Annotated in this window: 26 protein-coding genes; 13 read left to right on the top strand and 13 right to left on the bottom strand. The window is 70.4% G+C overall.

From position 1 onward, the window contains the following. The first annotated feature begins 676 nt into the window (after positions 1 to 676). The 4 genes from ACEN9J_RS14990 (at position 677) to ACEN9J_RS14975 (ending at position 4,437) form a co-directional block, all read left to right on the top strand. Entirely contained in the window at positions 677 to 1,558 is an 882-nt protein-coding gene (locus tag ACEN9J_RS14990) for a TauD/TfdA dioxygenase family protein (protein ID WP_413764469.1), read from the top strand. Between the two features lie 100 nt (positions 1,559 to 1,658). Continuing rightward, positions 1,659 to 2,669, top strand: a complete 1,011-nt coding sequence (locus tag ACEN9J_RS14985; protein ID WP_413764468.1) for an ABC transporter substrate-binding protein — start codon at positions 1,659 to 1,661, stop codon at positions 2,667 to 2,669. Then, complete coding sequence (locus ACEN9J_RS14980) at positions 2,669 to 3,571, top strand: ABC transporter ATP-binding protein (RefSeq protein WP_413764467.1); 903 nt, start codon at positions 2,669 to 2,671, stop codon at positions 3,569 to 3,571. The genes ACEN9J_RS14985 and ACEN9J_RS14980 overlap by 1 nt, the downstream gene beginning before the upstream one ends. Further along, the gene (locus ACEN9J_RS14975; RefSeq protein ID WP_413764466.1) at positions 3,568 to 4,437 is read left to right on the top strand and encodes an ABC transporter permease; all 870 of its coding nucleotides are present in this window, start codon (positions 3,568 to 3,570) and stop codon (positions 4,435 to 4,437) included. The genes ACEN9J_RS14980 and ACEN9J_RS14975 overlap by 4 nt, the downstream gene beginning before the upstream one ends. Before the next feature lie 6 nt (positions 4,438 to 4,443). Here the strand turns inward: ACEN9J_RS14975 and ACEN9J_RS14970 are convergent, their stop codons facing one another. After that, entirely contained in the window at positions 4,444 to 4,842 is a 399-nt protein-coding gene (locus tag ACEN9J_RS14970) for a DUF5329 family protein (RefSeq protein WP_413764465.1), read from the bottom strand. Positions 4,843 to 4,997: 155 nt separating this feature from the next. Here ACEN9J_RS14970 and hisN point away from each other — a divergent pair, with 155 nt between their 5' ends. The 3 genes from hisN to ACEN9J_RS14955 are packed head-to-tail and all read left to right on the top strand — an operon-like array spanning position 4,998 to position 6,937. After that, positions 4,998 to 5,774, top strand: a complete 777-nt coding sequence (hisN, locus tag ACEN9J_RS14965) for a histidinol-phosphatase (RefSeq protein ID WP_413764464.1) — start codon at positions 4,998 to 5,000, stop codon at positions 5,772 to 5,774. Between the two features lie 9 nt (positions 5,775 to 5,783). After that, positions 5,784 to 5,978 (top strand): DUF2905 domain-containing protein, encoded by a 195-nt coding sequence (locus tag ACEN9J_RS14960; RefSeq protein ID WP_057596561.1) that lies wholly within the window; start codon positions 5,784 to 5,786, stop codon positions 5,976 to 5,978. Between the two features lie 32 nt (positions 5,979 to 6,010). Then, on the top strand, positions 6,011 to 6,937 hold the full coding sequence (locus tag ACEN9J_RS14955; RefSeq protein ID WP_057596560.1) for an ROK family protein: 927 nt from the start codon (positions 6,011 to 6,013) through the stop codon (positions 6,935 to 6,937). Between the two features lies 1 nt (position 6,938). On the opposite strand, the gene ACEN9J_RS14950 is transcribed toward ACEN9J_RS14955, so the two are convergent. After that, positions 6,939 to 8,402: a PLP-dependent aminotransferase family protein gene (locus tag ACEN9J_RS14950; RefSeq protein WP_413764569.1), complete on the bottom strand. Its 1,464-nt coding sequence runs from the start codon at positions 8,400 to 8,402 to the stop codon at positions 6,939 to 6,941. Positions 8,403 to 8,601: 199 nt separating this feature from the next. On the opposite strand from ACEN9J_RS14950, the gene ACEN9J_RS14945 reads away from it, so the two are divergent. Beyond that, a complete protein-coding gene (locus ACEN9J_RS14945; RefSeq protein ID WP_261216560.1) occupies positions 8,602 to 8,979 on the top strand; it encodes a hypothetical protein in 378 nt (125 codons plus the stop codon). A 9-nt stretch (positions 8,980 to 8,988) separates the two neighbouring features. Here ACEN9J_RS14945 and otsA read toward each other — a convergent pair whose 3' ends face one another. From otsA to ACEN9J_RS14920, 5 genes are all read right to left on the bottom strand, one after another. Next, positions 8,989 to 10,374, bottom strand: coding sequence for an alpha,alpha-trehalose-phosphate synthase (UDP-forming) (gene otsA / locus ACEN9J_RS14940; protein WP_057596558.1), 1,386 nt, complete (start codon positions 10,372 to 10,374; stop codon positions 8,989 to 8,991). Further along, positions 10,371 to 12,335 carry a glycoside hydrolase family 15 protein gene (locus tag ACEN9J_RS14935; RefSeq protein WP_172705435.1) on the bottom strand — a complete coding sequence of 655 codons (1,965 nt, stop codon included), beginning with the start codon at positions 12,333 to 12,335 and terminating at the stop codon, positions 10,371 to 10,373. Before ACEN9J_RS14935 ends, otsA begins: the two co-directional genes overlap by 4 nt. 71 nt (positions 12,336 to 12,406) lie before the next feature. Beyond that, positions 12,407 to 13,207, bottom strand: a complete 801-nt coding sequence (gene otsB, locus ACEN9J_RS14930; protein ID WP_261216571.1) for a trehalose-phosphatase — start codon at positions 13,205 to 13,207, stop codon at positions 12,407 to 12,409. Between the two features lie 90 nt (positions 13,208 to 13,297). After that, on the bottom strand, positions 13,298 to 15,145 hold the full coding sequence (locus ACEN9J_RS14925; RefSeq protein ID WP_412179587.1) for an ATP-binding protein: 1,848 nt from the start codon (positions 15,143 to 15,145) through the stop codon (positions 13,298 to 13,300). A 98-nt stretch (positions 15,146 to 15,243) separates the two neighbouring features. Beyond that, entirely contained in the window at positions 15,244 to 16,503 is a 1,260-nt protein-coding gene (locus ACEN9J_RS14920; RefSeq protein ID WP_413764463.1) for a multifunctional CCA addition/repair protein, read from the bottom strand. Positions 16,504 to 16,669: 166 nt separating this feature from the next. On the opposite strand from ACEN9J_RS14920, the gene ACEN9J_RS14915 reads away from it, so the two are divergent. Then, positions 16,670 to 17,395 (top strand): OmpW/AlkL family protein, encoded by a 726-nt coding sequence (locus ACEN9J_RS14915; protein ID WP_057596555.1) that lies wholly within the window; start codon positions 16,670 to 16,672, stop codon positions 17,393 to 17,395. A gap of 46 nt (positions 17,396 to 17,441) precedes the next feature. On the opposite strand, the gene ACEN9J_RS14910 is transcribed toward ACEN9J_RS14915, so the two are convergent. The 3 genes from ACEN9J_RS14910 to ACEN9J_RS14900 form a co-directional block, all read right to left on the bottom strand. Next, entirely contained in the window at positions 17,442 to 18,125 is a 684-nt protein-coding gene (locus ACEN9J_RS14910; protein ID WP_057596554.1) for a glutathione S-transferase family protein, read from the bottom strand. 113 nt (positions 18,126 to 18,238) lie between these two features. Next, positions 18,239 to 18,817 carry an MgtC/SapB family protein gene (locus ACEN9J_RS14905; protein WP_057596553.1) on the bottom strand — a complete coding sequence of 193 codons (579 nt, stop codon included), beginning with the start codon at positions 18,815 to 18,817 and terminating at the stop codon, positions 18,239 to 18,241. Position 18,818: 1 nt separating this feature from the next. Further along, positions 18,819 to 20,825: a lytic transglycosylase domain-containing protein gene (locus ACEN9J_RS14900; RefSeq protein ID WP_296741918.1), complete on the bottom strand. Its 2,007-nt coding sequence runs from the start codon at positions 20,823 to 20,825 to the stop codon at positions 18,819 to 18,821. A 36-nt stretch (positions 20,826 to 20,861) separates the two neighbouring features. Between ACEN9J_RS14900 and ACEN9J_RS14895 the strand changes: the two genes are divergently transcribed. Then, a complete protein-coding gene (locus tag ACEN9J_RS14895) occupies positions 20,862 to 21,479 on the top strand; it encodes a 5-formyltetrahydrofolate cyclo-ligase (RefSeq protein WP_057596551.1) in 618 nt (205 codons plus the stop codon). A gap of 117 nt (positions 21,480 to 21,596) precedes the next feature. Here ACEN9J_RS14895 and ACEN9J_RS14890 read toward each other — a convergent pair whose 3' ends face one another. Then, positions 21,597 to 22,580 (bottom strand): LysR substrate-binding domain-containing protein, encoded by a 984-nt coding sequence (locus ACEN9J_RS14890; protein ID WP_057596550.1) that lies wholly within the window; start codon positions 22,578 to 22,580, stop codon positions 21,597 to 21,599. Between the two features lie 178 nt (positions 22,581 to 22,758). On the opposite strand from ACEN9J_RS14890, the gene ACEN9J_RS14885 reads away from it, so the two are divergent. After that, entirely contained in the window at positions 22,759 to 23,082 is a 324-nt protein-coding gene (locus tag ACEN9J_RS14885; RefSeq protein ID WP_057596549.1) for a DUF2917 domain-containing protein, read from the top strand. A 121-nt stretch (positions 23,083 to 23,203) separates the two neighbouring features. Here ACEN9J_RS14885 and ACEN9J_RS14880 read toward each other — a convergent pair whose 3' ends face one another. Further along, on the bottom strand, positions 23,204 to 23,635 hold the full coding sequence (locus ACEN9J_RS14880; protein WP_057596548.1) for a BLUF domain-containing protein: 432 nt from the start codon (positions 23,633 to 23,635) through the stop codon (positions 23,204 to 23,206). Positions 23,636 to 23,812: 177 nt separating this feature from the next. Here ACEN9J_RS14880 and ACEN9J_RS14875 point away from each other — a divergent pair, with 177 nt between their 5' ends. Next, on the top strand, positions 23,813 to 24,505 hold the full coding sequence (locus ACEN9J_RS14875) for a Crp/Fnr family transcriptional regulator (protein WP_082322025.1): 693 nt from the start codon (positions 23,813 to 23,815) through the stop codon (positions 24,503 to 24,505). 13 nt (positions 24,506 to 24,518) lie between these two features. On the opposite strand, the gene ACEN9J_RS14870 is transcribed toward ACEN9J_RS14875, so the two are convergent. After that, complete coding sequence (locus tag ACEN9J_RS14870; RefSeq protein WP_413764462.1) at positions 24,519 to 25,409, bottom strand: DUF6279 family lipoprotein; 891 nt, start codon at positions 25,407 to 25,409, stop codon at positions 24,519 to 24,521. Between ACEN9J_RS14870 and glmU the strand changes: the two genes are divergently transcribed. Beyond that, positions 25,408 to 26,835 carry a bifunctional UDP-N-acetylglucosamine diphosphorylase/glucosamine-1-phosphate N-acetyltransferase GlmU gene (gene glmU, locus ACEN9J_RS14865; RefSeq protein WP_413764461.1) on the top strand — a complete coding sequence of 476 codons (1,428 nt, stop codon included), beginning with the start codon at positions 25,408 to 25,410 and terminating at the stop codon, positions 26,833 to 26,835. The two genes, ACEN9J_RS14870 and glmU, sit on opposite strands and share 2 nt — an antisense overlap. Position 26,836: the final 1 nt, after the last annotated feature.

Raw genomic sequence — 26,836 nt, 5'->3', positions numbered from 1 at the left:
TGGCCGGGTCTCGCCCCGGCGGGCGAGTCACTTTTCTTGTCTCGCCAAGAAAAGTAAGCAAAAGAAGGCGACCCCACTGTCTGCGACCCGCAGCGAAGCTGCGGGCAACCTGCGGTGCTCGCGTTTCGCGGGGTCTCGCAGAACTCGCTTCGCTCAAACAGCTGCGAGCCCTTATCCGCGAAACGCTGCGCTCCTCGGCGCAGCCAGAGGGGGTGGGTCGGGCCATCGCTGCGCTCGGCCCAGCAGACCCTTCGGGCCTTCGCTTCGCTCGGCCTCGAAAGAAGACCCGGAGCGGAAGCATTCCTGCACCCCACACAAGGACGCGCCATGGCGCGTTGACCCTCATCCCCTCTGGCTGTGCCGAGGAGCGCAGGGGAAAGCGGGATAAGGGCCGCAGCTGTCTGAGCGCAACGAAGTGGAGCGAGTTCTGCGGACCCCCGCTTTCCCCGAGCACCGCAGGTTGCCCGTAGCGAAGCGGAGGGACACAGACAGCGGGGTCGCCTTCTCTTTGGTTACTTTCTCTTGGCGAGACAAGAGAAAGTGACTCGCCCGCCGGGGCGAGACCCGGCCGACAGCCTCACCAGAGAGAGCCAAATAAAAAACGCCCCAGACAGTCATAAGCATTCAACGAAGAGTTCGTTGCCCAACCCCCCCATCCCCGCCTACATTGCGGCACATGAGCCAAGTCCTCGTCCCCGAGCGCACCCAATCCTTCGAGATCCGCCCCTTCCCCGCCCCCGTAGGCGCCGAAGTCATCGGCCTCGACATCGCGCGTCCCATCCCGGAAGAAGACTTCGCCCGCATCCACCGCGCCCACCTCGACCACCACGTCCTGGTCTTCCGCAACCAGCAGATCACCCCTCAGCAGCACATCGACTTCAGCCGTCGCTTCGGCCCGCTCGAGATCCATGTCCTGCACCAGTTCCAGCTCGAGAACCACCCCGAGATCCTCATCGTCTCCAACATCAAGGAGAACGGCGAGCCCATCGGCCTCGGCGACGCGGGCGTCTACTGGCATTCCGACATCTCCTACAAGCCCAAGCCCAGCCTCGGCTCCCTGCTGCATGCGCAGGAACTGCCGAGCGAGGGCGGCGACACGCTGTTCGCCGACCAGCACCTGGCCTGGGAAGCACTTTCGCCCGAACTGCAGCAACGCATCCTGCCGCTCAAGGCCGAGCACAGCTACCTCGCCAAGTACGAGGAACTGCGCGCCAGGAACCCGTGGCGGCCCAAGCTCTCGCAGGCGCAGATCGACCAGGTCGCGCCCGCGGTGCAGCCGGTGGTGCGCACGCATCCCGAGACCGGGCGCAAGGCGCTGTTCGTCAGCGAGCACTTCACCACCCGCATCGTCGGCCTGCCGAAGGAAGAAAGCGATGAACTCCTGTCTGAGCTGTTCGCGCACAGCGTGAAGCCCGAATTCGTCTACCGCCACCAATGGGCGCCCCATGACCTCGTGTTCTGGGACAACCGCTCGCTGATGCACCTGGCGGCGGGCACGCCCGACCACCTGCGCCGCCGGCTCAACCGCACCACCATCGTGGGCGACGAGCCCCGATAGACCGACCACCTCCGCAGACGAACGTCCTCGACGGACCGGCGACGCCGGGTCCGCGCGGAGCGCTGCACCCCGAATTTCTTCCCTTGGAGTCCTTCCCGCCATGAACCGCTTCACCCGCCAGGCCGCATCCCTCGTCGCCGGCCTCGGCCTGCTGGCCGGCAGCCTCGCCGCGCACGCCGAGGGCCAGATCCGCATCGCCGAGCAGTTCGGCATCGTCTACCTGCTGCTCAACGTGGCGCAGGACCAGAAGCTGATCGAGAAGCACGCGAAGGCCGCGGGCGTCGACGCCAAGGTCGAATGGGTCAAGCTCTCGGGCGGCTCGGCGGTCAACGACGCGCTGCTGTCGGGCAACATCGAGATCGCGGGCGCGGGCGTCGGCCCGCTGCTCACGCTGTGGGACCGCACCAAGGGCAAGCAGAACGTCAAGGGCGTGGCCTCGCTGGGTAACTTCCCCTACTACCTGGTGAGCAACAACCCGAACGTGAAGACCATCGCCGACTTCACGGACAAGGACCGCATCGCGCTGCCCGCGGTCGGCGTGTCGGTGCAGTCGCGCGTGCTGCAGTTCGCCTCGGCCAAGCTCTGGGGCGACAAGGAGTTCAACAAGCTCGACAAGATCAGCGTGGCGCTGCCGCATCCCGACGCGGCCGCGGCCATCATCAAGGGCGGCACCGAGATCACGACCCACTTCGGCAACCCGCCGTTCCAGGAGCAGGAGCTCGCGGGCAACCCCGCGGCGCACATCGTGCTGAACTCCTACCAGGTGCTGGGCGGCCCCTCGTCGGCCACGGTGCTCTACGCCACCGAGAAATTCCGCAACGAGAACCCCAAGACCTACAAGGCCTTCATCGACGCGCTCGACGAGGCCGCGAAGTTCGTCAGTGCCAATCCCGAGAAGGCGGCCGACATCTACCTCAAGGTCAGCAACGCGAAGCTGGACCGCGAGCTGCTGCTGAAGATCATCAGGAACCCCGAGGTGCAGTTCAAGACCACGCCGCAGAACACCTACGCGCTGGCCGACTTCATGCACCGCGTGGGCGCGATCAGGAACAAGCCGGCCTCGGTGAAGGACTACTTCTTCGACGACGCGCACAACGCCTCGGGCAATTGATGAGCACGGCGGCGGTGCTGGATTCGCGGTCCGATGCCCTGGCCCACCGGCAAAGGGTGGCGCCCGCGGCCGGGTCCTCCTTCCCGGAGCTGGCACGCGGCGAGGCGCGCGCGCGGGAGGCCGCGGCGCCGCTGCTGCAGGTCGACGGCGTCAGCCTCGAGTACCGCACGCCCGAGCGCGTGGTGCGCGCCACCCACCGCGTGAGCTTCGACGTGCACCAGGCCGACCGCTTCGTGCTGCTCGGCCCCTCGGGCTGCGGCAAGTCGACCCTGCTGAAATCGGTCGCGGGCTTCATCGCGCCGGTCGAGGGCGAGATCCGGCTGGCCGGCGAGCGCGTGCTGCGGCCCGGGCCCGACCGCATCGTGGTGTTCCAGGAGTTCGACCAGCTGCCGCCGTGGAAGACCGTCCGGCAGAACGTGATGTTCCCGCTGCTGGCCTCGCGCACGCTGGGCCGCAAGGAAGCGGCCGAGCGCGCGCTGCACTACCTCGACAAGGTGGGCCTGTCGAAATTCGCCGACGTGCATCCGCACCAGCTCTCGGGCGGCATGAAGCAGCGCGTGGCGATCGCGCGCGCGCTCGCGATGCAGCCGCGCGTGCTGCTGATGGACGAGCCCTTCGCCGCGCTCGACGCGCTCACGCGCCGGCGCATGCAGCAGGAGCTGCTGGCGCTGTGGGAAGAGGTGCGCTTCACGCTGCTGTTCGTCACCCACTCGATCGAGGAGGCGCTGGTGGTGGGCAACCGCATCGCGCTGCTGTCGCCGCATCCCGGGCGCATGCGCGCCGAGATCAACAGCCACGGCTTCACGCTCGACAGCCTCGGCGGCACCGAGTTCCAGCAGACCGCGAAACGCATCCACGACATGCTGTTCGACGAAGCACACGGCACCGAGGCTGGCCGATGAGCGCGATCCTTCCCCCCGTGCGCCCCGAGTACGAGCGCACGCTCGAACCCTTCACCGCGCTGCCGGTCGAGCGCCGGCTGCCGCTGGGCGCGCGCCTGGCCTCGCAGGCCTGGCTGCGCAAGGGCCTGATCCTGGTCGCGATCGCGCTGCTGTGGGAACTGGCGGCGCGCTGGCAGGACAACGACCTGCTGCTGCCCACCTTCAGCGCCACCGCGCGTGCGCTGGTCGAGGGCCTGGCCAGCGGCGAGCTGCTCGAGAAGGTGCGCATCTCGCTCGCGGTGCTGGTGCAGGGCTACCTCGCGGGCGTGGCGCTGGCCTTCGCGCTGACCACGCTCGCGGTGTCCACGCGCATCGGCCGCGACCTGCTGGACACGCTGACCTCGATGTTCAACCCGCTGCCCGCGATCGCGCTGCTGCCGCTGGCGCTGCTGTGGTTCGGCCTGGGCCGCGGCAGCCTGGTGTTCGTGCTGATCCACTCGGTGCTGTGGCCGCTGGCGCTCAACACCTACGCGGGCTTCCAGGGCGTGCCCGAGACCCTGCGCATGGCCGGGCGCAACTACGGCCTCACGGGCCTGCGCTACGTGCTGCAGATCCTGGTGCCGGCCGCGCTGCCGTCGATCCTCTCGGGGCTCAAGATCGGCTGGGCCTTCGCCTGGCGCACGCTGATCGCGGCCGAGCTGGTGTTCGGCGCCTCTTCGGGCAAGGGCGGGCTGGGCTGGTACATCTTCCAGAACCGCAACGAGCTCTACACCGACCGCGTGTTCGCGGGCCTGGTGCTGGTGGTGCTGATCGGGCTGCTGGTGGAAAGCCTGGGCTTCAAGACGCTCGAGCGCCTGACGGTGCGCAAGTGGGGCCAGCAGCGCTGACGCGCTTCAGCCGGCCTTGCCGGTCTTCTTCGCGTCCTCGCGCAGGCTGCGCAGCTCGGCGCGCAGGAACTCGTTCGATTCCCTGACCACGCCGTTGGTGAGCTTCACGCGGTAGGCCTGGCCGGTCATCTCCGAGCGCGTGGCGCAGCGCTCGATGAAGTCCTCGGCGGTCACGATCTCCTTTTTGAAGTGCTCGTACTTGGCCTGCATGTGCTTGGCGGCGTCGGCGGCGTTGTACTCGCTGCCGTTGCGCAGGAAGGTCATCGAACCCATCTTCGCCACGCGCTGGATCAGCGTGTCGATCAGCCGGTGCTCCGACTCGGACGGGGTGGCGTGGACGAGGGCGGCGGCGGTGCCGAGCAGGGCCGCGAGCAGCGCGCGGCGCAGGGGCTGGAAGCTGGTCATGTCGTCTCCACTCGGCAATTTTCGGGCCATGCTAGGACGCGGTGCGGCGGCGGTCAAACCCCGGGCCGATCCAAGTTCGGCCTGGACCCCGGCGCAAGGTCGGGTCTAATCCGGGGTCCGCGGCAACCCCGCCGCCTTGCCCGCAGTCCTTCGCCATGAGCACTTCCAACGCCGATCTCCCGAGCCTCGCGCAGGCGCTGGCCGACGCCGCCGCCGCCCAGTCGATGCGCCATTTCCGTACCCCGCTGGACATCATCACCAAGGCCGACGAAAGCCCGGTCACGCTGGCCGACCGCGCGGCCGAGAGCGCCATGCGCGAGCTGCTCGCGCAGCGCGCGCCGGCCGACGGCATCTACGGCGAGGAACACGGCGCCGAGCGCCTCGAGGCCGAGCGCGTCTGGGTGCTCGACCCGATCGACGGCACCCGCAGCTTCATCACCGGCTCGCCGCTGTGGGGCACGCTGATCGGCGTGCTGCAGGGCGAGCGCGTGGTGTTCGGCATGGTCGACATGCCGGTGCTCAAGGAACGCTGGGTCGGCCAGGCCGGCGTGGGCGCCACGCGCGACGGCCAGCCGGTGCACGCGAGCGCCTGCGGCGAGGTCGCCAAGGCGCGCATCGTCACCACCTCGCCCGACATCTTCGCGCCCGCCGACTGGCAGGCCTTCGACCGGCTGAGCCGCCAGTGCGCGATGCGCCGCTTCGGCGGCGACTGCTACGGCTATGCCCAGCTCGCGGGCGGCACCATCGACCTGGTGGTCGAGACCGGCCTGCAGCCCTACGACTACCTCGGCCCGGCCGGCCTGATCGAGGCCGCGGGCGGCGTGATCACCGACTGGGAGGGCCGGCCGCTGGGGCTCCAGTCCGACGGCCGCGTGATCGCGGCGGCCACACCCGAACTTCACCGACAAGCACTGGCCGTCCTGCGGGGCTAGACTGGTTTCATGCTTCGCTGGCTGATCGTCGTCGTCCTGGCGCTGGTGCTCATGAGCGGCCTGACCGCCTGGCTGCGCCGCTTCGGCTTCGGGCGATTGCCCGGCGATTTCGAGTTCCGCGCCTTCGGCCGCGAATGGCAGCTGCCGATCGCGAGCACGGTGGTGCTCAGCATGCTGGCCGCGCTGGTGGCCCGGCTGCTGTAGGCGTTTCGCCCCTGAAAGAGAAGACAACCGCAATGAGAGCCTGCGTCGACATCGGCGGCACCAAGGTGGCCGTGAGCCTTTCCACCTCGAGCGACGCGCCGCTGATCGGCCGGCGCAGCGAGCCGACCGCGAAGACCGGCGACAACGATGCCGTGGCACGGCAGATCATCCGCATGATCGATGCCGTCTGTGCCGAGCAGCACATCGATCCCGCGAGCATCGACCGCGTGGGCGTGTCCTCGGCCGGTCCCTTCGAGCTGCGCGAGGGCAAGGTCGAACTCGCCACGCCCAACATCTGCGGCGGCATCGCGGGCCCCGCGCGCGGCCTGCCCAACGACTGGATGACGGCACAGGTCGAGGCGCCGCTCGCGCAGCGCTACGGCTGGGTGCGGGTCGAGAACGACGCCGTGGCCGCGCTCGAGGCCGAGCGCCACTGGGGCGCGCTGCAGGGCTTCGACCATTGCGCCTACGTCACCTGGAGCACCGGCGTGGGCGTGGGCCTGTGCGTGGACGGCCGCGCGCTGCGCGGCAAGAACGGCAACGCGGGCCATGCGGGCCACAGCTTCGTGGTCGACGACGGCAGCGGCGCGCTCTGCGGCTGCGGCAACATCGGCGACGTCGAGGCGCTGGTGGCCGGCAACTCCATCGACCGCCGCTTCGGCCAGCCCGCGCCCGACCTGTTCGCCGCCGCCTCCGCCGGCGAGCGGCATGCGCTCGAGGTGGTCGACGCGCTCAGCCGCGTCATGGGCCGCATGCTCTACAACCTGGTCGCCACGCTCGACCTGCAGCGCATCAGCCTCGGCGGCAGCGTGTTCTGGCACCACCGCGACTTCCTGCTGCCGCGGCTGCAGGCGCAGATCGACGGCCGGCTGCCGCCGCTGACGCGCGGCGTCGAACTCGTGCCCGCGGGCCTCGGCGACAAGGTCGGCGACTACGCCGCGCTCGCGCTGCTCGATTGAATCAGGCCTTCGGGCGCGGTGCCTCGCGCGCGCGGCACCGCGCCGCGAGTTCGCCCAGCCGCTTCAGGCCCGCGTCGACGGCCGGCGAATAGGGCCAGCCGCAGTTGATGCGCAGGTAGTGGTCGAAGCGCCCCGAGTTCGAGAACTGCGCGCCCGGCGACACCAGCATGTGCTCGCGCAGCGCCGCCTCGAACACCTCGACCGAGGAGCGCTGCTCGGGCAGCTCCACCCACAGCTGCAGCCCGCCGCGCGGCAGGTTCAGCCGCGTGCCGGGCGGGAAGTACTTCGCGATGGCATCGGCCGTCTGGTCGCGCTGCACGTGCAGGCGTTCGCGCAGGCGGCGCAGGTGGCGGTCGTAGGCGCCGCTGGCGATGAACTCGCCCGCGGCGATCTGCGCCAGCGCCTCGTTGTTGCGCGTCTGCGCGTACTTGAGCATTTCCACCTGCGCATGCCAGCGCCCGGCGGTGATCCAGCCCAGGCGCAGCCCCGGCGCCAGCACCTTGTGCAGCGAGGCGCAATAGATCACGTTGCCCGTGCGGTCCCACGACTTCACCGCGCGCAGCGGCACCTCGGTTTCCACCAGGTCGCTGTAGGTGTCGTCCTCGACCAGCGCGATGCCGTGGCTCTCGCACAGATGCGCCAGGCGCTGCTTGTGCGCATCGGGCATCACGCTGCCGATGGGGTTCTGCAGGTGCGGCACCACCACCACGGCCTTGATGTCGTCGTAGGTGTGGATGGCCAGGTCCAGCGCCTCGATGGAGATGCCGGTCTGCGGGCTGGTCGGGATCTCCAGCGCGCGCATGCCCAGGCTCTCGAGCACCTGCAGCAGCCCGTAGAAGGTGGGCGACTCCACGGCCACCGTGTCGCCGGGCTTGGCGACGGCGCGCAGCGCGAGGTTCAGCGCCTCGATGCAGCCGTTGGTGACGAGCACCTCGTCGGGCGACACCGTCATGCCGATGCGCAGGTTGCGCTGCGCGACGGCCTCGCGGAACTGCTCGTGGCCCTTCTGCGACGAGGCGGTGGTCAGCAGCTCGGGCCGCTGGCGCAGTGCGCGCGTCATGGCGTTGCGCAGCGCCTCGGCGGGGTACAGCTCGGGCGCGGCGCGCGCGATGGCGAAGTTCAGCTTCACGCCCGCATGCCGCCCGCGCGCCATGAAGGTGGCCATGCGGGTGCGCATGCTGACGAACTGCGCCGGGTCCGGCGGCATGTCGGCCACCGGCTCTTCCATCGGCGCGATGGCCATGCGCTGGGGCCGTCGCACGAAATAGCCCGAGCGGTCGCGCGCCTCCACCCAGCCGTCGCTCTCCATCGCGCGGCACAGCTGCAGCGCGGTCGAGAGGCTGATGTCGTGCAGGCGCATCAGGCTGCGCAGCGAGGGCAGCTTGTCGCCCTGCTTGAGCGAGCCGGTGTGGATCGCGTCCACGTAGTGCGCCGCCAGTTGTCGGTAGAGCGGTAGCGAGTCCATGGCCTCGATGCTCGCGCGATCGTTCATTGAAAAACAGATGCAGTTGCGAGGGAAAACGACCATAACAGATGGCCGCCGGCCCTGGCTGTTGCGGTGCGAATCGCGCGGCGGTGTGCCTGTTTTCCGGGCGGGGGAATTCCTACGATCGAAGCGCTTCCAGCCCTTCCTTCACCGATTTCCGAACCCCCGAGGTACCGCCATGATCACCACCCTCTCGCAAGCCCCCGATGCCGTCTTCCTCGAGGCCGGCGATTCCTTCCGCACGGCGGTGGACGCCGGCACCTGGCTGCAGGTGGCCGAGGGCCGCGTGCGGGTGTCGTCGCCGCCGCGCTGGATCGGCGAGGCCGTGTGGACCGCGCACACGGTGCTCGGCGAGGGCGAGATGCATGGCGTGGAGCACGGCGGCTGGATCGAGCTGACGGCGCTGTCGCCGGTGCAGCTGCGCCTTCATGCGCCGGTCGCCGCGGGGGGCCGGCTGCCCACGCGGGCCGAGCCGCCGGCCGAGCCGGTTTCGGCCACCTGGGCCCTGCCGCGGCGGCCGGTGATGCGGCTGATGCAGCTGCTCACCGGCTGGTGAGCGGCCGCCTCAGCGCACGCTGGCCGCCTCGCGCAGCGTCTCGAGGAAGCTGCGCCGCCACCAGTGGATGTCCTGCGCGCGGATGCGCGAGAGCAGCGCCTGGTGCCGTTCGCGGCGTTCCTCCAGCGGCATCTGCAGCGCCTGCTGCACCGTCTCGGCGGTGCCGTGGGTGTCGTAGGGATTGACCAGCAGCGCTTCCTGCATCTGCTCGGCCGCGCCCGCGAAGCGCGACAGCACCAGCACGCCGGGGTCGGCCGGGTCCTGCGCCGCCACGTACTCCTTGGCGACCAGGTTCATGCCGTCGCGCAGCGGCGTCACCAGACCCACGGCCGCGGCGCGGCACAGGCCCGGCACGCGCTTGCGCGCCACCATGCGGTGGATGTAGCGCACCGGCATCCAGTCGAGCTCGCCGTAGTCGCCGTTGATGGCGCCGCACAGCGACTCGAGCTCGCGCCGGATGTCGGCGTAGGCATCGACCGTCTCGCGCGTGGGCGAGGCGATCTGGATCAAGGTGGCGCTGCGCCGGTTCTCGGGGTAGTGGGCCAGCAGCTCGCGGAAGGCGCGCACCCGGTTCGGGATGCCCTTGGAGTAGTCGAGCCGGTCGATGCCCAGCAGCAGCCGGCGCTGCGAGTACTCGCGCTTCATGGTCTCGTACATGTCGCGCGCTTCCTTGGCATGGGTGAGCGCCGCGAACTCGTCGACGTCGATGCCGATCGGGAAGGCCGCCGCGCGCACCGTGTTGCCGTAGGCGCGGTACATCTCTGCGCCCAGGCTCTCGCCCTTGGCCTCGTTGTGCACGTAGTGCTCGAAGTGCTGCACGTCCTGCTGCGCCTGGAAGCCGATCAGGTCGTAGGCGAACAGCGAGCGCATCAGCCACTCGTGCTGCGGGATCGCCGCCAGGATGATCTGCGGCGGCAGCGGGATGTGCAGGAAGAAGCCGATGCGCTGCCTGCAGCCCATGGCGCGCAGCTCGGCCGCCAGCGGGATCAGGTGGTAGTCGTGCACCCAGATGACGTCGTCCTCCTTCAGCAGCGGCATCAGCTTGCGCGCGAACAGCTGGTTCACGCGCCGGTAGCCGCCGATGAAGTTGGCGTCGAAATGGGCCAGGTCGAGCCGGTCGTGGAACACCGGCCACAGCACGTCGTTGCTGTAGCCCAGGTAGTAGCTGTCGTGGTCCTCGCGGCTCAGGTCGATGGTGGCCAGCGTGACCTTGCCGGCCTGCTGGCGCCGCAGCTCGCCTTCGCCGGTCGGCCCGTCCTCGACGATCTGGCCGCTCCAGCCGAACCACATGCCGCCCGACTGCTGCAGGCTTTCGCCGAGCGCGACGGCCAGGCCGCCGGCGGCGGGCTTGCGCGGATCGGCCACGCGGTTGGAGATGACGACGAGGCGGCTCATATCGCTGAATCCCAAGGAGCGGACAAGCGCATGGCCGCGTTGATGATGCCGACCATCGAGTAGGTCTGCGGGAAGTTGCCCCACATCTCGCCCGTGACCGGATGCGTGTCCTCGGACAGCAGCCCGAGCGGATTGCGCGCGGCCAGCATGGTCTCGAAGATCTGGCGCGCCTCGGCCTTGCGGCCGATCTTCGCGAGCGCGTCGATGCGCCAGAAGGTGCAGATGTTGAACGCGGTCTCGGGCTTGCCGAAGTCGTCGGCCGCCTCGTAGCGGCGCATGTAGGGACCGTCGCACAGCGTCTTCTCCATCGCGTCGACGGTCGAGACGAAGCGCGGGTCGCGCGCGTCGATCAGCCCCACCTCGGCCATCAGCAGGATGCTGGCGTCGAGCTCGCGGCCGCCGAAGCTCTCGGCGAAGGCCTGGCGCTCCTCGCTCCACGACTTGGCGAGGATCTCCTCGCGCATGCGCGAGGCATGGCCGTGCCAGTAGGCGGCGCGCTCGGCGAAGTTGATGCGCGTGTCCACGGGCTTGCCGGCCGAGGCGGCCTCGGCGCGCGCGTTCTTGTCGAGCGCGCGCGCGATCTTCGCGAGCCGGTCGCAGGCGGCCCAGCTCATGAGCGCCGAGCTGGTGTGCACGCGCGCGCGGGTGCGCAGCTCCCACATGCCGGCGTCGGGCGTGCCGTAGACGGCGATCGCGCGCTCGCCCACGGCCTCGAGGTGCGGGAACTCCGCCTCGCCCGCGCGCTGCAGCAGCCGGTGGTCGTGGAAGGCCTGCGCGGCGCCCAGCACGATGTTGCCGTAGACGTCGTGCTGGAAATGCTCCTGCGCCTGGTTGCCCACGCGCACCGGGCCCATGCCGCGGTAGCCGGGCAGGCTCTCGACGAAGGACTCGGGCAACTCGCGTTCGAGCCCGATGCCGTACAGCGGCTGGATGTGCTCGCCGTGCGAGCCGATCACCACGTTGCCGAGCCAGCGCAGGTAGTCCTCCATGGTGCCGACCTCGCTCAGCGAGTTGAGCGCGCGCACCACGAAGAAGGCGTCGCGCAGCCAGCAGTAGCGGTAGTCCCAGTTGCGCTGGCTGTCGGGCGCTTCGGGGATGCTGGTGGTCATCGCGGCGACGATGGCGCCGGTGTCCTCGTAGAGCGACATCTTCAGCGTGATGGCCGCGCGGATCACCGCGTCCTGGTACTCGAAGGGGATCGCGAGCCGCTTGGACCACACGCGCCAGTAGGCGATGGTCTCCTGCTCGAAGCGGCGCGCGGTGTCGGCGATGCCGTCGAGCAGGGTCTCGTCGACGCCGAACATGAAGTTGTATTCGCGCGAGACCACGAAGGGCTGGCGCGAGAGGATGTGCGAGATCGAGGCGTCGGTGTTGAGCCTGAGCGTCACGTCGGGGCCGACGTAGCGGATGTGGTTGCTGCCGCGCGTGACCTCCACCGGCTCCTGCGCGCCCCACTGGAAGCGCGGGTCGAGCGCCACGCGCATGCGCGGCGCGCCCGCGATCGGGCGCACGCGGCGCACCAGCATCAGCGGGCGGAAATAGCGCGCGCGGCTGTAGAAGCGCGGCGCGAAGTCGGTGATCTCGATGCCCTGGCCCGCGCTGTCGAACAGCTGGGTGCGCAACACCGCGGTGTTCGGCTCGTACCACTGCTTGGCATGCGCGAAGTCCTCGATCTCGAAGCCCCAGGCCGCCGCGCCCTCGCCCGGATGCAGCAGGGCGTTGAACACCGGGTCGCCGTCGAAGCGCGGCAGGCAGCACCAGACCACGCGCGCGCGCCCGTCGATCAGCGCGCTGAAGGCGCAGTTGCCGATCACGCCGAGGTTGAGCGAGCAGTCGGCCGGGCGCGGAAACTCGCGCGCCTTGGGCGCGGTGGCCGTGCCTTCGTCGACCGGGGCATCGTCGTCGGGACCGGCCGCGCCGGCCACCGACTCGCCGCCGCGGTCCTCGGGGGCCTTGGGCATCTGCCGCGCCTGCGGGTCGTCGTGGCGCGCGGCGGGCACGTCCTGTTGTTCTTCCTGCTGCGGGGTGTCGCTCATCCGGGGTTCCTTGGCGATGCTTCTTCGGGGGCGGGCCGGGGCGCGTTGGCGAGCCGGTCGCGCGCCTGCACCAGCCATTCGTAGACGGCGCGCGGCGACTCGAGCCGGTGCAGCGCCAGGCTCGGACCCGAGCCGACCTTGATGCCGATGCCGCCGCGCGGCTGCACCACGGCGAAGCCGCTCTCGTCGGTGGTGTCGTCGCCCGCGAACACCGGCACGCGGCCCGCGAACGGCGGCTCGTGCATGAAGGCGTCGATGGCGATGCCCTTGTTGACGCCGGCGGGCTTGACCTCGAACACGAACTTGCCATGCAGCAGCTCGAGCTGCGGCTGGTCGGCGATGGCGCGCGACATGGCGTCGCCGCACACGGCCTCGAGCTGCGGCGCGAGCCGGTAGTGCAGCGCGATGGCCGCGTGCTTGCGCTCGACCAGCAGGCCTTCGTGCACGCGCGCGAGCTCGTTGGCGATCTCGAGCACGGGCACCAGGTCGGGCGGATGCTGCTCCTGCATCGCGCCCTTGGCGTCGCGGCGCTGCACGCCGTGCTCGCCGGCGGCCGGCAGGCGCAGGGGCGCGAGGAAGCGGTCGAGCACGTCGATCTGGCGGCCCGACACCACGGCGAGGGCGCCGCCGAGCTGGTCCTTGAGGTCGCTCAGCAGCGCGACCAGGGCGGGGGGGACTTCGATCGCCTCGGGCGTGGCCGCGAGGCCCACCAGGGTGCCGTCGAAATCGAGGAAGAGGGCCGCGTCCCGGCCCAGGGGAGGAGGCAGCGAATCGTTGCTGCGGATGGGATTGGACATCGGGAAAGACCTTAGCACGGCCTCCGCGCGCACCGTGTCGGCCAAAACCGGACGTGCCCCGGGGCCGGGGCCGCGACCCGCGCGAGCGGTTCAGCGTGTGCCGTGGGGCGCGAGTTCGGCCAGCGCGCGCAGCAGCGCCATGGCTTCCACCGGCTTGAACAGCACCGGCACGCCCGAGGCGCGCACGCGCTGCAGCCGCTCGGGCGCGGTCTCGCCGGTCACCAGCATCAGCGGCGCCGCGAGTGCGAAGCGCGCGCGCAGGCGCTGGCCGACGTCGAGGCCGTTGTCGCCGTTGGCGAGCCGATAGTCGCACAGCAGCGCACGGAAGGGCGCCGGGCCCGAGGCCAGCAGCGCGGCCGCTTCCGCCTCGCCGGCCACGGCCTCCAGGTCGATGCCGTGGGCCCGCAGCAGCTCGGTCATCGCCGCGCGGATCTCGGCGTCGTCGTCGATCAGCAGGATGCGCCCCGGCACCGGCACCGCCGGGGCGGGTACGGCCTCGGCGCGGACGGCCCAGGGCCCGGGGGCGGCCTGCGCGTCGCAGCGCGGCAGCACGAGCCGAAAGCGCGTGCCGCGTCCCACGCGCGAGCGCAGCTGCACCGGATGGCCGAGCAGCCGCGAGAGCCGGCGCACGATGGCCAGGCCGATGCCCAGCCCGTGCGAGCGCTCGCGCCCGGGGTTGTCGACCTGGTAGAACTCCTCGAACACGCGCTCGAGCTGGCCCGGCGCGATGCCGATGCCCGAATCGACCACCTCGATCCACACCGAATCGCCGAGCCCGTCGCCGTTGCGCCGCACGCGCGCGCGCACCGACACGCCGCCGCGCGCCGTGTACTTGAGCGCGTTGTCGAGCAGGTTCGACAGCATGCGGTGCAGCAGCCGCGGATCGCTGCGCACCCACAGGCCGCTCGCGCGCAGCCGCAGCTGCAGCTGGCGCTGCTCGGCCTGCGCCGAGAACATGGGGTTGAGCGCGCGGAACAGGCCGTCGAGCGAGACCGGCTCGAGCACCGGCTCGACCACGCCGGCATCGAGGCGCGAGACGTCGAGCATGGTGTCGAGCGAGCTGCCGAGCGCATTCACCGCGCGCATCAGCCGCTGCGCGTTGCGGCTGCCCGGATGCTCGTTCTCGAGCGCGGCGCCGAACAGCGCAATCGCATGCAGCGGCTGGCGCAGGTCGTGGCTGGCGGTGGCCAGGAAGCGGGTCTTCTCGATGCTCGCGCGCTCGGCCGCGGCGATCTGTTCGCCCAGGCGCGTGGCCAGCGCCTCGTTCTCGAAGCGCAGCACCAGCGAGTCGGTGAGCAGCCGGTGCTGCTGCCGGCCCACGCGCAGCGTGAACAGCAGGTAGGCCAGGCTGAACATCGACAGGAACAGGTGCATGCCGTCGCCCTGCCAGGCCAGCGCGACGATCAGGCTCAGCATCATCGGCAGGGTGTAGCCGTAGAGCGCGGGCTTGAGCGGCCACAGCAGCTGCATGGCGCGCGCGCAGCTGCCGATGATGACGACCGTGAGCACCGAGGTCGCGGACAGGTCGTCGCGCGAGATGAAGAGCCAGGGCGCCGTGGCGGTCGCCAGGCTCACCAGCATGACGGTGCGCGCATGGCGGCGCGCCCACAGCGGGGTTTGCCGCAGCGGCAGGCCGGCGTGCCAGCGCGGCATCAGGAACAGCGCCAGGCCGAGCAGCAGGTGGGCCGCCATCCAGGCCAGGATCCAGGCGCGCGGCGAGGCGATGTACATCGCGGCCCCGAGCGCGGCGCCGAGGCCGAAGTGCACCACGATCGAGGCGTCGTAGGCGCCGTAGACCGCGGCCAGGTGCTCGCGCAGCACGCGCAGTGCCAGGTCCTGCGGCACGGCGGCCGCGACCGGCGCCGCGGCATGCGTGGCGGTCGGGTCCGGCGAGGAGCGGGGGGGCGGGGCGGCGATCACCCGACCCATGCTAGCCATGGCGCGCGGCGTCGGAAGTGCCCTAAGTCATGGAACCTCCGCCATAGGCATGAAGACATGCCGCGGCGCGCGTGGTATTGCGCGCGCCGCCTGGGTGCTCAGCCGGCCGCGGCCTTCACCGCGTCGATGCGCGCGCGGTGGATCGCCTCGCCGATCCTCGGCCCGGTGGCGCCGGCCTGCTGCGCCTGGCGCGCGACCGCGTCGGTGGCCACGGCCGCGGCCGCGGCCAGCACCGAAAGCAGACGCTCGCGCTGCGGATAGTCGCGCTGCTCGAAGCCGAGCCGGCCGCGCGCGTCGCATTCGCAGGCCAAGAGCGCCTCGGCGAAGCGCGCGGGCTTGCGGAAGGCATCGCAGCGCTCGAGCAGCCGCACCAGCGCGGCGGCATCGAGCTCGCCGCTGCGGTGGATGTTGCCGTGCTCGCGCGCCACCACCTCGGCCAGCTCGCGGATGTCGACCGGCACGCGCCAGCGGTCGCACACCGATTGCAGCAGCTCGGCGCTGCGCTTCTCGTGACCGATGTGGCGCGGCAGGATCTCCGGCTCGGTGGTGCCCTTGCCGAGGTCGTGCATCAGGCAGGCGAAGCGCACCGCGAGCGAGGCCGCGAGCCGCGCGCTGGTGTCGAGCACCATCATCAGGTGCACGCCCGTGTCGATCTCGGGATGGTGCTGCGCGGGCTGCGGCACGCCCCAGAGCCGGTCGACCTCGGGCAGCAGCACCGCGAGCGCGCCGCAGGCGCGCAGCACCTCGAACATGCGCGAGGGCCGCGTCTCCATCAGCCCCCGCGAGAGCTCCTGCCACACGCGCTCGGGCACCAGCGCATCGACCTCGCCGGCCGCGACCATCTCGCGCATCAGTGCCTGCGTGTCGGGCGCGACCTCGAAGTCGTCGAAGCGCGCGGCGAAGCGCGCCACGCGCAGGATGCGCACCGGGTCCTCGCGGAAGGCGTCGGTGACGTGGCGCAGCCGCTTCTCGCGCAGGTCGCGCTGGCCGTGGAAGGGATCGGCCAGGTCGGTGGGGGCGGGGTCGAAGCTGCCGTCGGCGGCCACGCGCTCGGCCGGCAGCGCGATCGCGTTGATGGTCAGGTCGCGCCGCGCGAGGTCCTGCTCGAGGCTCACGTCGGGCGACGCATGGATCACGAAGCCGCGGTAGCCGGGCGCGCTCTTGCGCTCGGTGCGCGCGAGCGCGTATTCCTCGCGCGTCGATGGATGCAGGAATACCGGGAAATCGCGCCCCACGGGCAGGAAGCCCTGTGCCACCATGGCCTCGGGCGTGGCGCCGACCACGAGCCAGTCGTGGTCCGACACCGGGCGTCCGAGCAGGCGATCGCGCACCGCGCCGCCGACGAGATAGGTTTTCATGCGCCCAGTGTAGGGATACCCCGCAGGGCTTAAAAAGAACGGTCGTTCGATAATCCACGAGCAAATCGAACGACCGTTCGCTCGTTCGAGGCGCTCGAACGCTTCACCGGCTGCAGACCGGCACCGCGTTTGGAGGGGGCATTTCAACCAAAGGAGTATTCACATCATGAAAAAGACCATGTTGGCGTTGGCAGCCCTGGGGGCACTGACGTCCGGCAGCGCCTTTGCACAGAAGGCCGGCGACTGGGTCGTCGGCGCGGGCTGGTTCCATCTGTCGCCGCAGGACAAGAGCAAGCCGCTGACGCTCACCGCGCCGGTGCAGAGCGTGCTCGCGGGTTCGGGCGCGAGCGTGAGCGATTCCGACACGCTGGGCCTGAGCGCCATGTACTTCGTCGACGACCACTGGGCCGTCGAAGGCGTGCTGGGCATTCCGCCGAAGTTCAAGCTCAACGGCACCGGCACGCTGGCACGCGTGGGCCAGCTCGGCGAAGCGCGGCAGTGGAGCCCGACCATCCTCGGCAAGTACTACTTCAACGAGGCCAACTCGGCCTTCCGTCCCTTCGTGGGCCTGGGCGCCACCTACGTCTGGTACAGCGACATCAACCTGACGTCGAACCTGCAGGAAGCGCTCGGCAGCCAGCTGCACCAGCGGCCGCTGTCGACCGTGACCACGGCCAAGCTCGACAGCTCCTTCGCGCCCGTGCTCAATGCCGGCCTGGCCTACCAGTTCGACAAGCACTGGGGCATTTCCTTCTCGGTCTCCTACATCCCGCTGAAGACCAAGGCCAAGCTCACGACGACCTCGATCACGGGCCTGCCGATCGCGACCAGCGAGGCGCGCCTGAAGCTCAACCCGATCGTGACCTACGTGTCGGCGACCTACCGCTTCTGAGCGGCGCGACGCGGCCTGGCCGGCTCGCGCAGATCGCGAACGACGATCAGCGCGAGGTCCGGTAGGGCTCGTCGAAGGCCACGAAATCCTGCTCCGCGAGCGCCTGCTCGATCCACGCGGCGACGCCCGGCAGGGCCGCCACCCGCTCGATGTAGGCCCGCGCCGCGGGCGGCACCGGCAGCCCGTAGCCGCGGATGCGCATGCACACCGGCGCGTAGAAGGCGTCGGCGATGCTGAATTCGCCGAACAGCATCGGGCCGCCATGGGTGTCGAGCAGCTCGCTCCACATGCCCGCGATGCGCTGCAGGTCCTCGACCACGCCGGGCTGTTCCTTCAGCACGCGCGCGCCGACCTCGGCCAGCGAGGCCTCGATGTTCATCGGGAAGTGGCTGCGCAGGTTGCCGAAGCCCGAGTGCATCTCGGCGCTGATGCTGCGCGCGCGGGCCCGCGCGGCCTTGTCGCGCGGCCACAGCGCCTTGTCGGGGAACTGCTCGGCCAGGTACTCGGCGATGGCGAGCGAATCCCAGACCGTGAGGTCGCCGTCGATCAGCACCGGCACGCGCGCCGTGGGGTTGACCGCGCCGACCACGGCCTTGAAGTTGGAACCGGCCTCGAAGGCGTCGAAGCGCACCATCACTTCCTCGAAGGGAATGCCGGCCTGCTTGAGCAGCACCCAGGGACGCATGGACCACGACGAGTAGTTCTTGTTGCCGATGTAGAGCTTGAGCATGGGATTCCTCCGGTTGGTTCGTGGCAAAGCCTTCGATGCTAGGGCGCCGGCGCCGCGCGATTGATACCGTTTGCGGCGCGCATTGATGACGGGCGCGGGCGGCGCGCCGCTGTCTATCGCCGGTCGCTGTCGTCGGTGCGCGGCACGGGCTCGGCGCTCGAGGCGATGACGCGCGGCGCCGCCTGGCCTTCGCCCTTGGGCGGCCCGATCGCGCGCTCGATCAGGCTCACGAGCTTCGGCACGAACTGCAGCACCACCAGCGCCAGCAGTGCGCTGATCACCGCCGTGGCCTCGCGGCCCAGGCCGCAGGCCATGCCGATCGCGGCCGTCATCCACAGCCCGGCGGCGGTGGTGAGGCCCTGCACGTGATGCTCGTCCTTGCCCTGCTTGAGGATGGTGCCCGCGCAGAGGAAGCCGACGCCGGCCACCAGGCCCTGGATCACGCGGCTCATGTCGGCCGGCACGATGCCGGTTTGCTGCGGCACGAGCACGAACAGGGCCGAGCCGATGGCCACCAGCATGTGGGTGCGCACGCCGGCCGCCTTGCCCTGCTGCTCGCGCTCGAAGCCAAGCACGAAGCCCAGCAGCGCCGCGAGCAGCAGCCGCACCAGGATGCGCGTGAGCTGGGCGAGATCGCCCACGTCCGAGAACTCCGCGGCGATGGTGTCGAGGACCTCGTCGCGCCAGCTCATCTCAGGGCAGGTCCTTGTTGGGCTCGGGCATCGCGGCGTCGCGCGGGCCGACCCGGCCCAGGCGTTCCTTCAGCGACTGCGGCCGGCCGGTGATGATCGCGGCGTAGTTGGTGGTGTTGGCCAGCACCTTCTTCACGTAGTCGCGGGTTTCGTTGAACGGCACGTTCTCGGCCCAGATCGCGGCATCGAGCACCGGGCCGTTGCGCCAGCTGCGCGGGCGGCCCGGGCCGGCGTTGTAGGCCGCGGCGGCCAGCGCCATCGAGTCGTCGAAGTCGTCGAGCGCGAGCTTCAGGTAGTTGGTGCCGATGGTGATGTTGGTCTCGCGGTCGTTGATCTGGCCCGGCGTGAAGTCGGTCATGCCGATCTTGCGCGCGGTCCAGCGCGCGGTGGCGGGCATCACCTGCATCAGGCCCGAGGCACCGACGCCCGAGCGCGCGTCCATGATGAAGCGGCTCTCCTGGCGGATCAGGCCGTAGACGTAGGCCGGGTCGAGGCCGATGTCCTGGCTCTTGCGCAGCACCGTGTCGTGGAAGGGCATCGGGAAGCGCTGCTCGACGTCGATCACGCCCTTGGTGCGCTCGCTGGTGTTGATGCAGCGGTCCCAGACCTCGCGCTGGCAGGCGAAGTCGGCCGCGGCCAGCAGCGCGCGGTCGTCCATGCCGCCCCGGTCGTGCAGGTTGGTGGCGTAGTTCCATTCGCGCGTGCCCTCGGGGCGCAGGCCGATCGCGATGGCGTAGAGGCCGCGGTTGAGCGAGGGGTTCATGCGCGCGGCATTGCGTTCCTCGGGCGTGAGCGGCGCGGGCCGGGTGGCGGCCATCACGCGCTGGCCCAGCTCCTCGAGCGCCAGCATCTCGTAGAAGCCGCGCGTACCCGCGATGCCCTGGTAGAGCTCGCGCGCCTGGGCGCGGCGCTCGTCGCCGCCGGCATTGACCAGCGCGCGCGCCTTCCAGTAGGTCCAGGTCGGGTCCTGCTGGCTGGCCTCGCTCATGGCGTTGATGGCGGGCGCCACGTCCTTCCACTGGCCGGCACGCAGCGCGGCGCGCACGCGCCAGCCGAGCATGTCGTCCGACAGGTCGGCGTTCTTGGTCACGTTGCCGAAGTAGCTCACGGCCTGCGGCCAGAGCTTGATCGCCGATTGGCGGCCGATGATGCCCCAGATCCAGTTGCGCTCCTCGGCCGAGAGCATCGCGCTCCACTTGGCGTCGAGCTGCGAGGCGGCCTGCTCGGGGTCGGCCATCGCGATCTTGATCAGTGCCAGCGTCACCAGCTCGCGGCGCGACTTGGCGGCCACCGGCCCGCGCGCGACCAGGAACTTGGCCGCGCTCGCGTTGACCTCCTCGAACAGCGGCAGCGCATCGGGCGAGGCCAGCGTGACGGCGCCGCGCGCGGCCTGCGGCCGGTTGGCCTCGATGGCCAGGCGCGCCTTCTTCCAGGCGTCGTTGGGCGTGAGCAGGCGCGCGGCGATCATGCGGTCGGCGGCCGTGAGGCAGCCGTCGTCGCTGTCGCGCTGGGCGAACCAGTTGCGCCGGATCTCGTCGGCCTGGGCCTGGGTGGCGCTGCCGCTGCGCAGCGCGTCGACCAGGATCGCGTAGCAGCGCACCTGGGCGTCGTCGCCCATGCGGAAGCCGCCGATGGCGGCCGAGAAGTTGTCCCAGTCGCGGCGCTGGCCCGTGAGCAGCAGCCAGTCGTTGCGCAGCCGGTCTTCCTGGTAGGTGCCGGGATAGCGCGCGAAGAAGTCCTGCACCTCGTTCGCGCCGGCTTCCTGCAGCCGCGCCTTGAGTTCCCAGTAGGCGGCCCAGGGTTCGAGCACGTGGCCGCGGGCCTGCGGCAGCAGCGCCGCGAGCCGGGCCTTGTCGCCGCGCTGGAAGGCCTGCTTCATCTGCAGCAGCACTTCGTCGTTGGTGTTGCCTTGGGCCGATGCGGACGCGGGGGCGAGGAGGGCCAGCGCGCAGGCCGCCAGGGCCGAAAGAACCAGTGCCGGCGCGGCGCGGCGCGGGCGACGGCACATGGATGCCAAAATGCTTGGAAACTGCATCGGGAGATTATGGACAAGTCAAAGGATGCCGCCACGTCGGCGACGGCGAGTTTTCTCAAGGATCAGCTGCGCAAGGCGTTGATCGAACAACGTCTGGGGATGCCGGACCGGCTGACACGCGCGGACCTGCTGCAGCGCGTGATGCGCATCTGGCTGGTCGGCCGGCCCGACACCGTGATCGGCGCCTACTGGCCGATCAAGGGCGAGTTCGATCCGCTGCCCGCGCTGCATCGGTGGAAGGAGGACGGCGAACTGATCGACGAGCCGCAGCGCCGCCGCATCGGCCTGCCCGTGATCGACAAGGTCCACAAGACCCTGACCTTCCACGCCTGGTACCCGGGCTGCCAGATGGAAGAGGACGCCTACGGCATTCCCAAGCCCAAGGACACCGAGCTGATCGTGCCGACCCTGCTGTTCGTGCCCTGCGTGGGCTACAGCGCGGGCGGCTACCGGCTCGGCTACGGCGGCGGCTTCTACGACCGCACGCTGGCGGCGCTCGAGCCGCGGCCCTTCACGGTCGGCCTGGGTTTCGCGAACGGCTTCCTCGAGGACTTCGAGCCCGAGGCGCACGACCTGCCGCTCGACGCCATCCTCAACGACAACGGCGTGGTCTGGCCGATCGGCTGAAACGCGCAAACAGCCGAATGCAGAAGTCGCGAAAGGAAAACACAGGAATTCTGTTCTGCGACTTCTGCGTGACTTTGGTATTTCTTCTGCGTTCGGCTACCCGACCCCGTATTCGTCTCAGTCCATGTTGTCGATGGTGTCCGGGTCGGGCACCTCGCCGATGGTCTCGCGCGTGGTGCCGGCCTGCGCCAGCAGCCAGTCCCAGAAGGCCTTGATCTCGGGCCGCAGCGCGCTGCGCGGGCCGGCGATCAGCCAGTAGGACATCGGCGAGTCCATGCGGTGCTGCGGCAGCACCTCGATCAGGTCGCCGTTGGCCAGGCTCTCGGCGATCAACGAGCTGCGCGCCAGCACCACGCCCTGGCCGGTGAGCGCGGCCTGCACCATCTGGTAGGCGTAGTTGAAATAGAGCCAGCGCTTGGGCTGGGCGCGTTCCAGGCCGTGCAGCTCGAACCAGCGCCGCCAGGTCAGCCATTCGAGGTGGGTGCGGTGGGCGTCGCCGGCCTCGATCAGCGTGAAGCGTGCGATGTCCTCGGGCTTCTTGATCGGCGGGCTGCTCTTGATGAGCCAGGGGCTCGCCACCGGCGTGAGGTTTTCGCCGAACAACCGCACGGCCTGCGGGGGCATGGCCTCGCGCGGGCCGTAGCGCAGCGCGATGTCGACGTCGGCCACCTCGAGGTCGACCGCGAGGTCGCTGGCGTCGATCCGGATGTCGATCTCGGGGTTGTCGCGCTGGAAGGCCTCGAGCCGCGGGATCAGCCACATCGAGGCGAACGAGGCGAAGGTGGTCAGCGACACGCTCTTGCGCCCGGCGCTCTGGCGGATCTGCCGCACCGCGGTGTCGACGCGCGGCAGCGCCTGCTGCACCGCCAAAAGCAGCTGGGCGCCCGCGCTGGTCAGCTCGACCGCGCGCGTGTGGCGCAGGAACAGCGGCACGCCCACTTCCTCCTCGAGCGACTGGATCTGGCGGCTCACGGCCGACTGGGTCAGGGCCATTTCCTCGGCCGCGGCGCGGAAGTTCAGGTGCCGCGCGACCGCCTCGAAGGCCCGCAGGTGGCCGGCGGAGATCGGGCGGGAGCGCAGGTGGGTTTGCGAATGCTGCATGGATCGGGGGCCGGCGCCTGCCTCGGGATTGATGCGAAACCGGAATCAGTAGGCTACCTCCTTTTCATTGGACTGCCAACGGCCGGGAAACGATCATTCATTCCCGAACCGCGCCATTGCTGCCTCCTTCTCCAAGCACCCATTGATTCGCGATTCGGCAAACACCTAGGAGCCCATCATGTCCACTGCCGTCTGCACCACCTCTACGCTGTCCACCCTGTCGCTGCCCAACCGCAACACCGCCGCCGCGATTCCGCCGGCCGTGCGCCGCGGTGCCTGGCAAATCGCGCCCGGCGAGGCGATGAGCCTGAAGGCGCGCGGCGAGAGCGTGCTGCGCGTGCGCCAGGGCCGGGTCTGGATCACGCCCGATGCCACGCTCGAGAGCCCGAGCGAGGACCTGGTGCTCGCCCCCGGCGAATCGCTCACCGTGGCGGCCGGCCAGCGCATCGTGATGGAAGCCTGGGACGGCTACGGTGCCACGTACACGTGGGACGCCGCCTGATCCCGCGGGTTTCCTGATCGATCCTGGGCCATCGGGCGGCGGCGCGAGCCGCGCCCGTCATACAAGGGGCCGGACGGCGCTTCGCGCATCGTCCGGCCCTTTTTCTTTGGCGCGGCCGTCTTCAGCCGTTGATGTCGAAACTGCGGCGCAGCGCCAGGAAATGCTTGAGCGCGACCTCGCCGTCGAGCGCATGCACGCCGGCCATCAGGTCGGGGCCCTCGCTCTCGGCCAGCCCGAGCCGGAAGCCGCTGTAGCGGCGCGCGGCCAGTTCGCCTTGCCAGGCCACGCGCACGTCGACATGGCGCGGGTCGCGCGCGATGCGATCCATCAGCGAGCGCAGGGCATCGGGCGGTCCCTCGATGTGCTGGCAGAAGCGCTGGCCGTCGAAGACCAGCAGCCCGGTGATGCCGAGTTCGCCGTTGCGCACGCGGGCTCGCGCGACGATGCTGGCCACCGTGTCGGGCGGCAGGTCCGGCGCAAGCTCGCTGCAGTAGAGGATCTCGGAGAGCGCCGGGGCGGGCGCGGGAGCTTGCGTCTGTTCGTCGGAAATCATGGGCCGGGATGGGAAAAGCGAGCGCAGTGTAGGCAGCCGTCCGACATCACGAAATGTAAAAAGACATACCGGGACCACCCCCCTCGATGCCTATAGTCGGTGGTGCTCGACCAGTACCCCACACCCGCCGCCCCGGAGAACGGGCCCCATCCCTGCAGCCGTTGCGCGCTGCGTCAGCTGCCGGCCTTTTTGCCGGTGTCCGCCGACCAGTTGCGCACCATCGAATCGTTCCGCATCGGCGCGCGCCGCGTCGAGGCCGGCGGCTCGATCATCGAGGAACACCGGCGCAGCCCGCAGCTGTTCACGCTCTACTCGGGCTGGGCCTTCCGCTACAAGACCCTGAGCGACGGCCGGCGGCAGATCCTCAACGTGCTGCTGCCCGGCGACTTCGTCGGGCTGCAGGACGAGTTCGCCGATGGCCAGACCCATGGCGTCGAGGCCCTGACCGAGGTCTCGCTGTGCGTGTTCGCGCGCGACCGGCTGTGGGAGCTGTTCCATGCCGAGCCCAAGCTCGGCTACGACATCACCTGGCTGGCCGCGCGCGAGGAAAAGATGATCGACGACAACCTCGTGACCACCGGCCGGCGCAGCGCCGTCGAGCGCGTGGCGATGCTGCTGATGCACCTGTACCGCCGCGCCGAGCGCGTGGGCATGGTGCGCGACGGCTGGGTCGAGTTCCCGCTCAACCAGCAGCACATCGCCGATGCGCTCGGGCTGTCGCTGGTCCACACCAACAAGACCTTGCGGCGGCTGTCGCAGCTCGGGCTCTACAAGCTCGATGACCGCTGGCTGCGCATCCTCGAGCCGCGCGCGCTCGAGGCGCTGGGCGACTACTTCGAGCGGCCGCTGCGGCCCACGCCGCTGATCTGAAGCCGGGGCCGGCTCAACCGGCCGCCTCCGAGAGCTGCCGCAGGTCCTCGCGGTAGCCCTGCAGCCGCTTCACCGCCTGCGCGCGCTGCGCCGCGCTGGTGCCGTTGTGCAGCGCGGCCAGGTTGCGGCAGCCTTCCTGCAGCAGCGCCTGCTGCTGCTCGCGCCAGGGGCCGGGTGGCGGGTCGGCGATGCGCTGCAGGTAGGCGTGCAGCGCGGCGCGCGCCTCGGCCGGCGGCGTGCGGTTCGCGACGAAGCCGCGCAGCAGCACCAGCGCCTCCTGCTGGCGCTTGCGGCGCTCCACGTCCTGCAGCTTCGGGTCGAACACCGACTGCGCCACCTGCTGGCGCAGCAGCTCGCGCTGCTCGGGCGAAAGCCGGCCGTAGAAATCCTCGAAGCGGTCGAGGAACTGGTCGTAGCGCTTCTCCTGCACCCGGGCCGGCGAGCGGTCGAGCCAGTCCTTGCGGTAGTCGGCGTTGTTCTTCGCGTACTTGCGCTCGAGCTGCTGCAGCTGGGCCTCGCCGAGGCTCAACGCCAGCTCGGTGCCCGCGGGCTCGGCGCGCTCGCTGACCGCCAGCAGCCGGTCGCGGATGCGGTCGGTCATGGCGCAGGCCTGGGCCGGCGTGATGTCGCCGGGCGCCAGCGCCTCGGCCTCCTGCAGCAGCGCCGCGATCTTCGGCAGTTCGTTGCGCCGGTGCCATTCGAGCAGCCGCGCGAGGTCGTCGCGCACCTTGGGCGTTTGCGAGCCGTCGAAATCGAGGTAGCCGTCGAGCCACCAGTAGCTGAGCTCGGGCAGGTTGTTGTAGGCCAGCCGGATCGCGCTGCAAGCCCCCAGGACGGCCGCCAGCGCCAGCACGCCGATAATCCGCGCCAGCTTGAAACAACGCATCCGGGTAGAAAAAGGCATGAATCAGATTCCGAAGCAGGGCGACCAGGGACCGGTCGACGTCGTGATCATGGCGGCCGGCAAAGGCACGCGCATGAAGAGCAGGCTTCCCAAAGTGTTGCATCGTTTGGGCGGGCGCGCACTGTTGTCGCACGTGACCGGCACCGCCGCGCGCATCGGCGCCCGGCACGTGGTGATCGTCACGGGCCACGGCGCCGAGCAGGTCGAGGCCGCCATGGCCGCCTCGCCCGAGGCCGCCTCGCTGCGTTTCGCGCGCCAGGAGCCGCAGCTGGGCACCGGCCACGCGGTGCAGCAGGCCACGCCGCTCTTGCCCGACGACGGCACGGTGGTGATCCTCTCGGGCGACGTGCCGCTGATCGCCGAGGACACGCTGCGCACCCTGATCGCCGCCAGCGGCGGCGAGCGGCTGGCGCTCTTGACCATCGAGCTGGACGACCCCGCCGGCTACGGCCGCATCATCCGCAACGCCGCGGGCGGCGAGGTGACCGCCATCGTCGAGCACAAGGACGCCAGCGAGGCGCAGCGCGCGGTGCGCGAGATCAACAGCGGCGTGATGGCCGCGCCCGCGAAGCTGCTCAAGGGCTGGCTCGAGCGGCTGGACAACCGCAATGCCCAGGCCGAGTACTACCTGACCGACATCGTCAAGCACGCCGCGGCCGACGGCGTGCCGGTGGTGGCCCACATCACGACCGACGGGCTGCAGGTGGCCGGCATCAACAGCCCGGTGCAGCTGGCCGAACTCGAGCGCGCCTTCCAGCGCCGCCAGGCCGAGGCCCTGATGACCCAGGGCGTGCGGCTGGCCGACCCGGCGCGCTTCGACCTGCGCGGCACGCTCGAATGCGGCGGCGACGTCGAGATCGACGTCAACTGCGTGTTCGAGGGCCAGGTCGCGCTCGGCGAGGGCGTGCGCATCGGCGCCAACTGCGTGATCGCCAATGCCCGCATCGAGGCCGGCGCCGTGATCCATCCCTTCACCCACATCGACGGCGAGAAGGCCGGCGTGACGGTCGGCGAGCGCGCGCTGATCGGCCCCTTCGCGCGGCTGCGCCCCGGCGCCCAGCTCGGCACCGAGGTGCACATCGGCAATTTCGTCGAGGTCAAGAACTCCACCCTGGCCGCCGGCGCCAAGGCCAACCACCTGGCCTACCTGGGCGACGCCACCGTGGGCGCGCGCGTCAACTACGGCGCGGGCAGCATCACGGCCAACTACGACGGCGCCAACAAGCACCGCACCGTGCTCGAGGACGACGTGCACATCGGCAGCAACTGCGTGCTGGTGGCGCCGGTCACCATCGGCGCGGGCGGCACCGTGGGCGGCGGCTCCACCGTCACCAAGACCACGCCGGCGGGCGCGCTGACCGTGGCGCGCGGCAAGCAGATCAGCCTGTCGAACTGGCAGCGGCCGCAGAAGAAGCCGAAGGCCTGAC

Origin of the sequence: Variovorax sp. Varisp41, from assembly GCF_047325085.1 — a bacterium.
Classification (GTDB): Bacteria; Pseudomonadota; Gammaproteobacteria; order Burkholderiales; family Burkholderiaceae_C; genus Variovorax.
The sequence above is the reverse complement of the archived record's forward strand: the minus strand, read 5'-3'. Positions and strand labels throughout refer to the sequence as shown.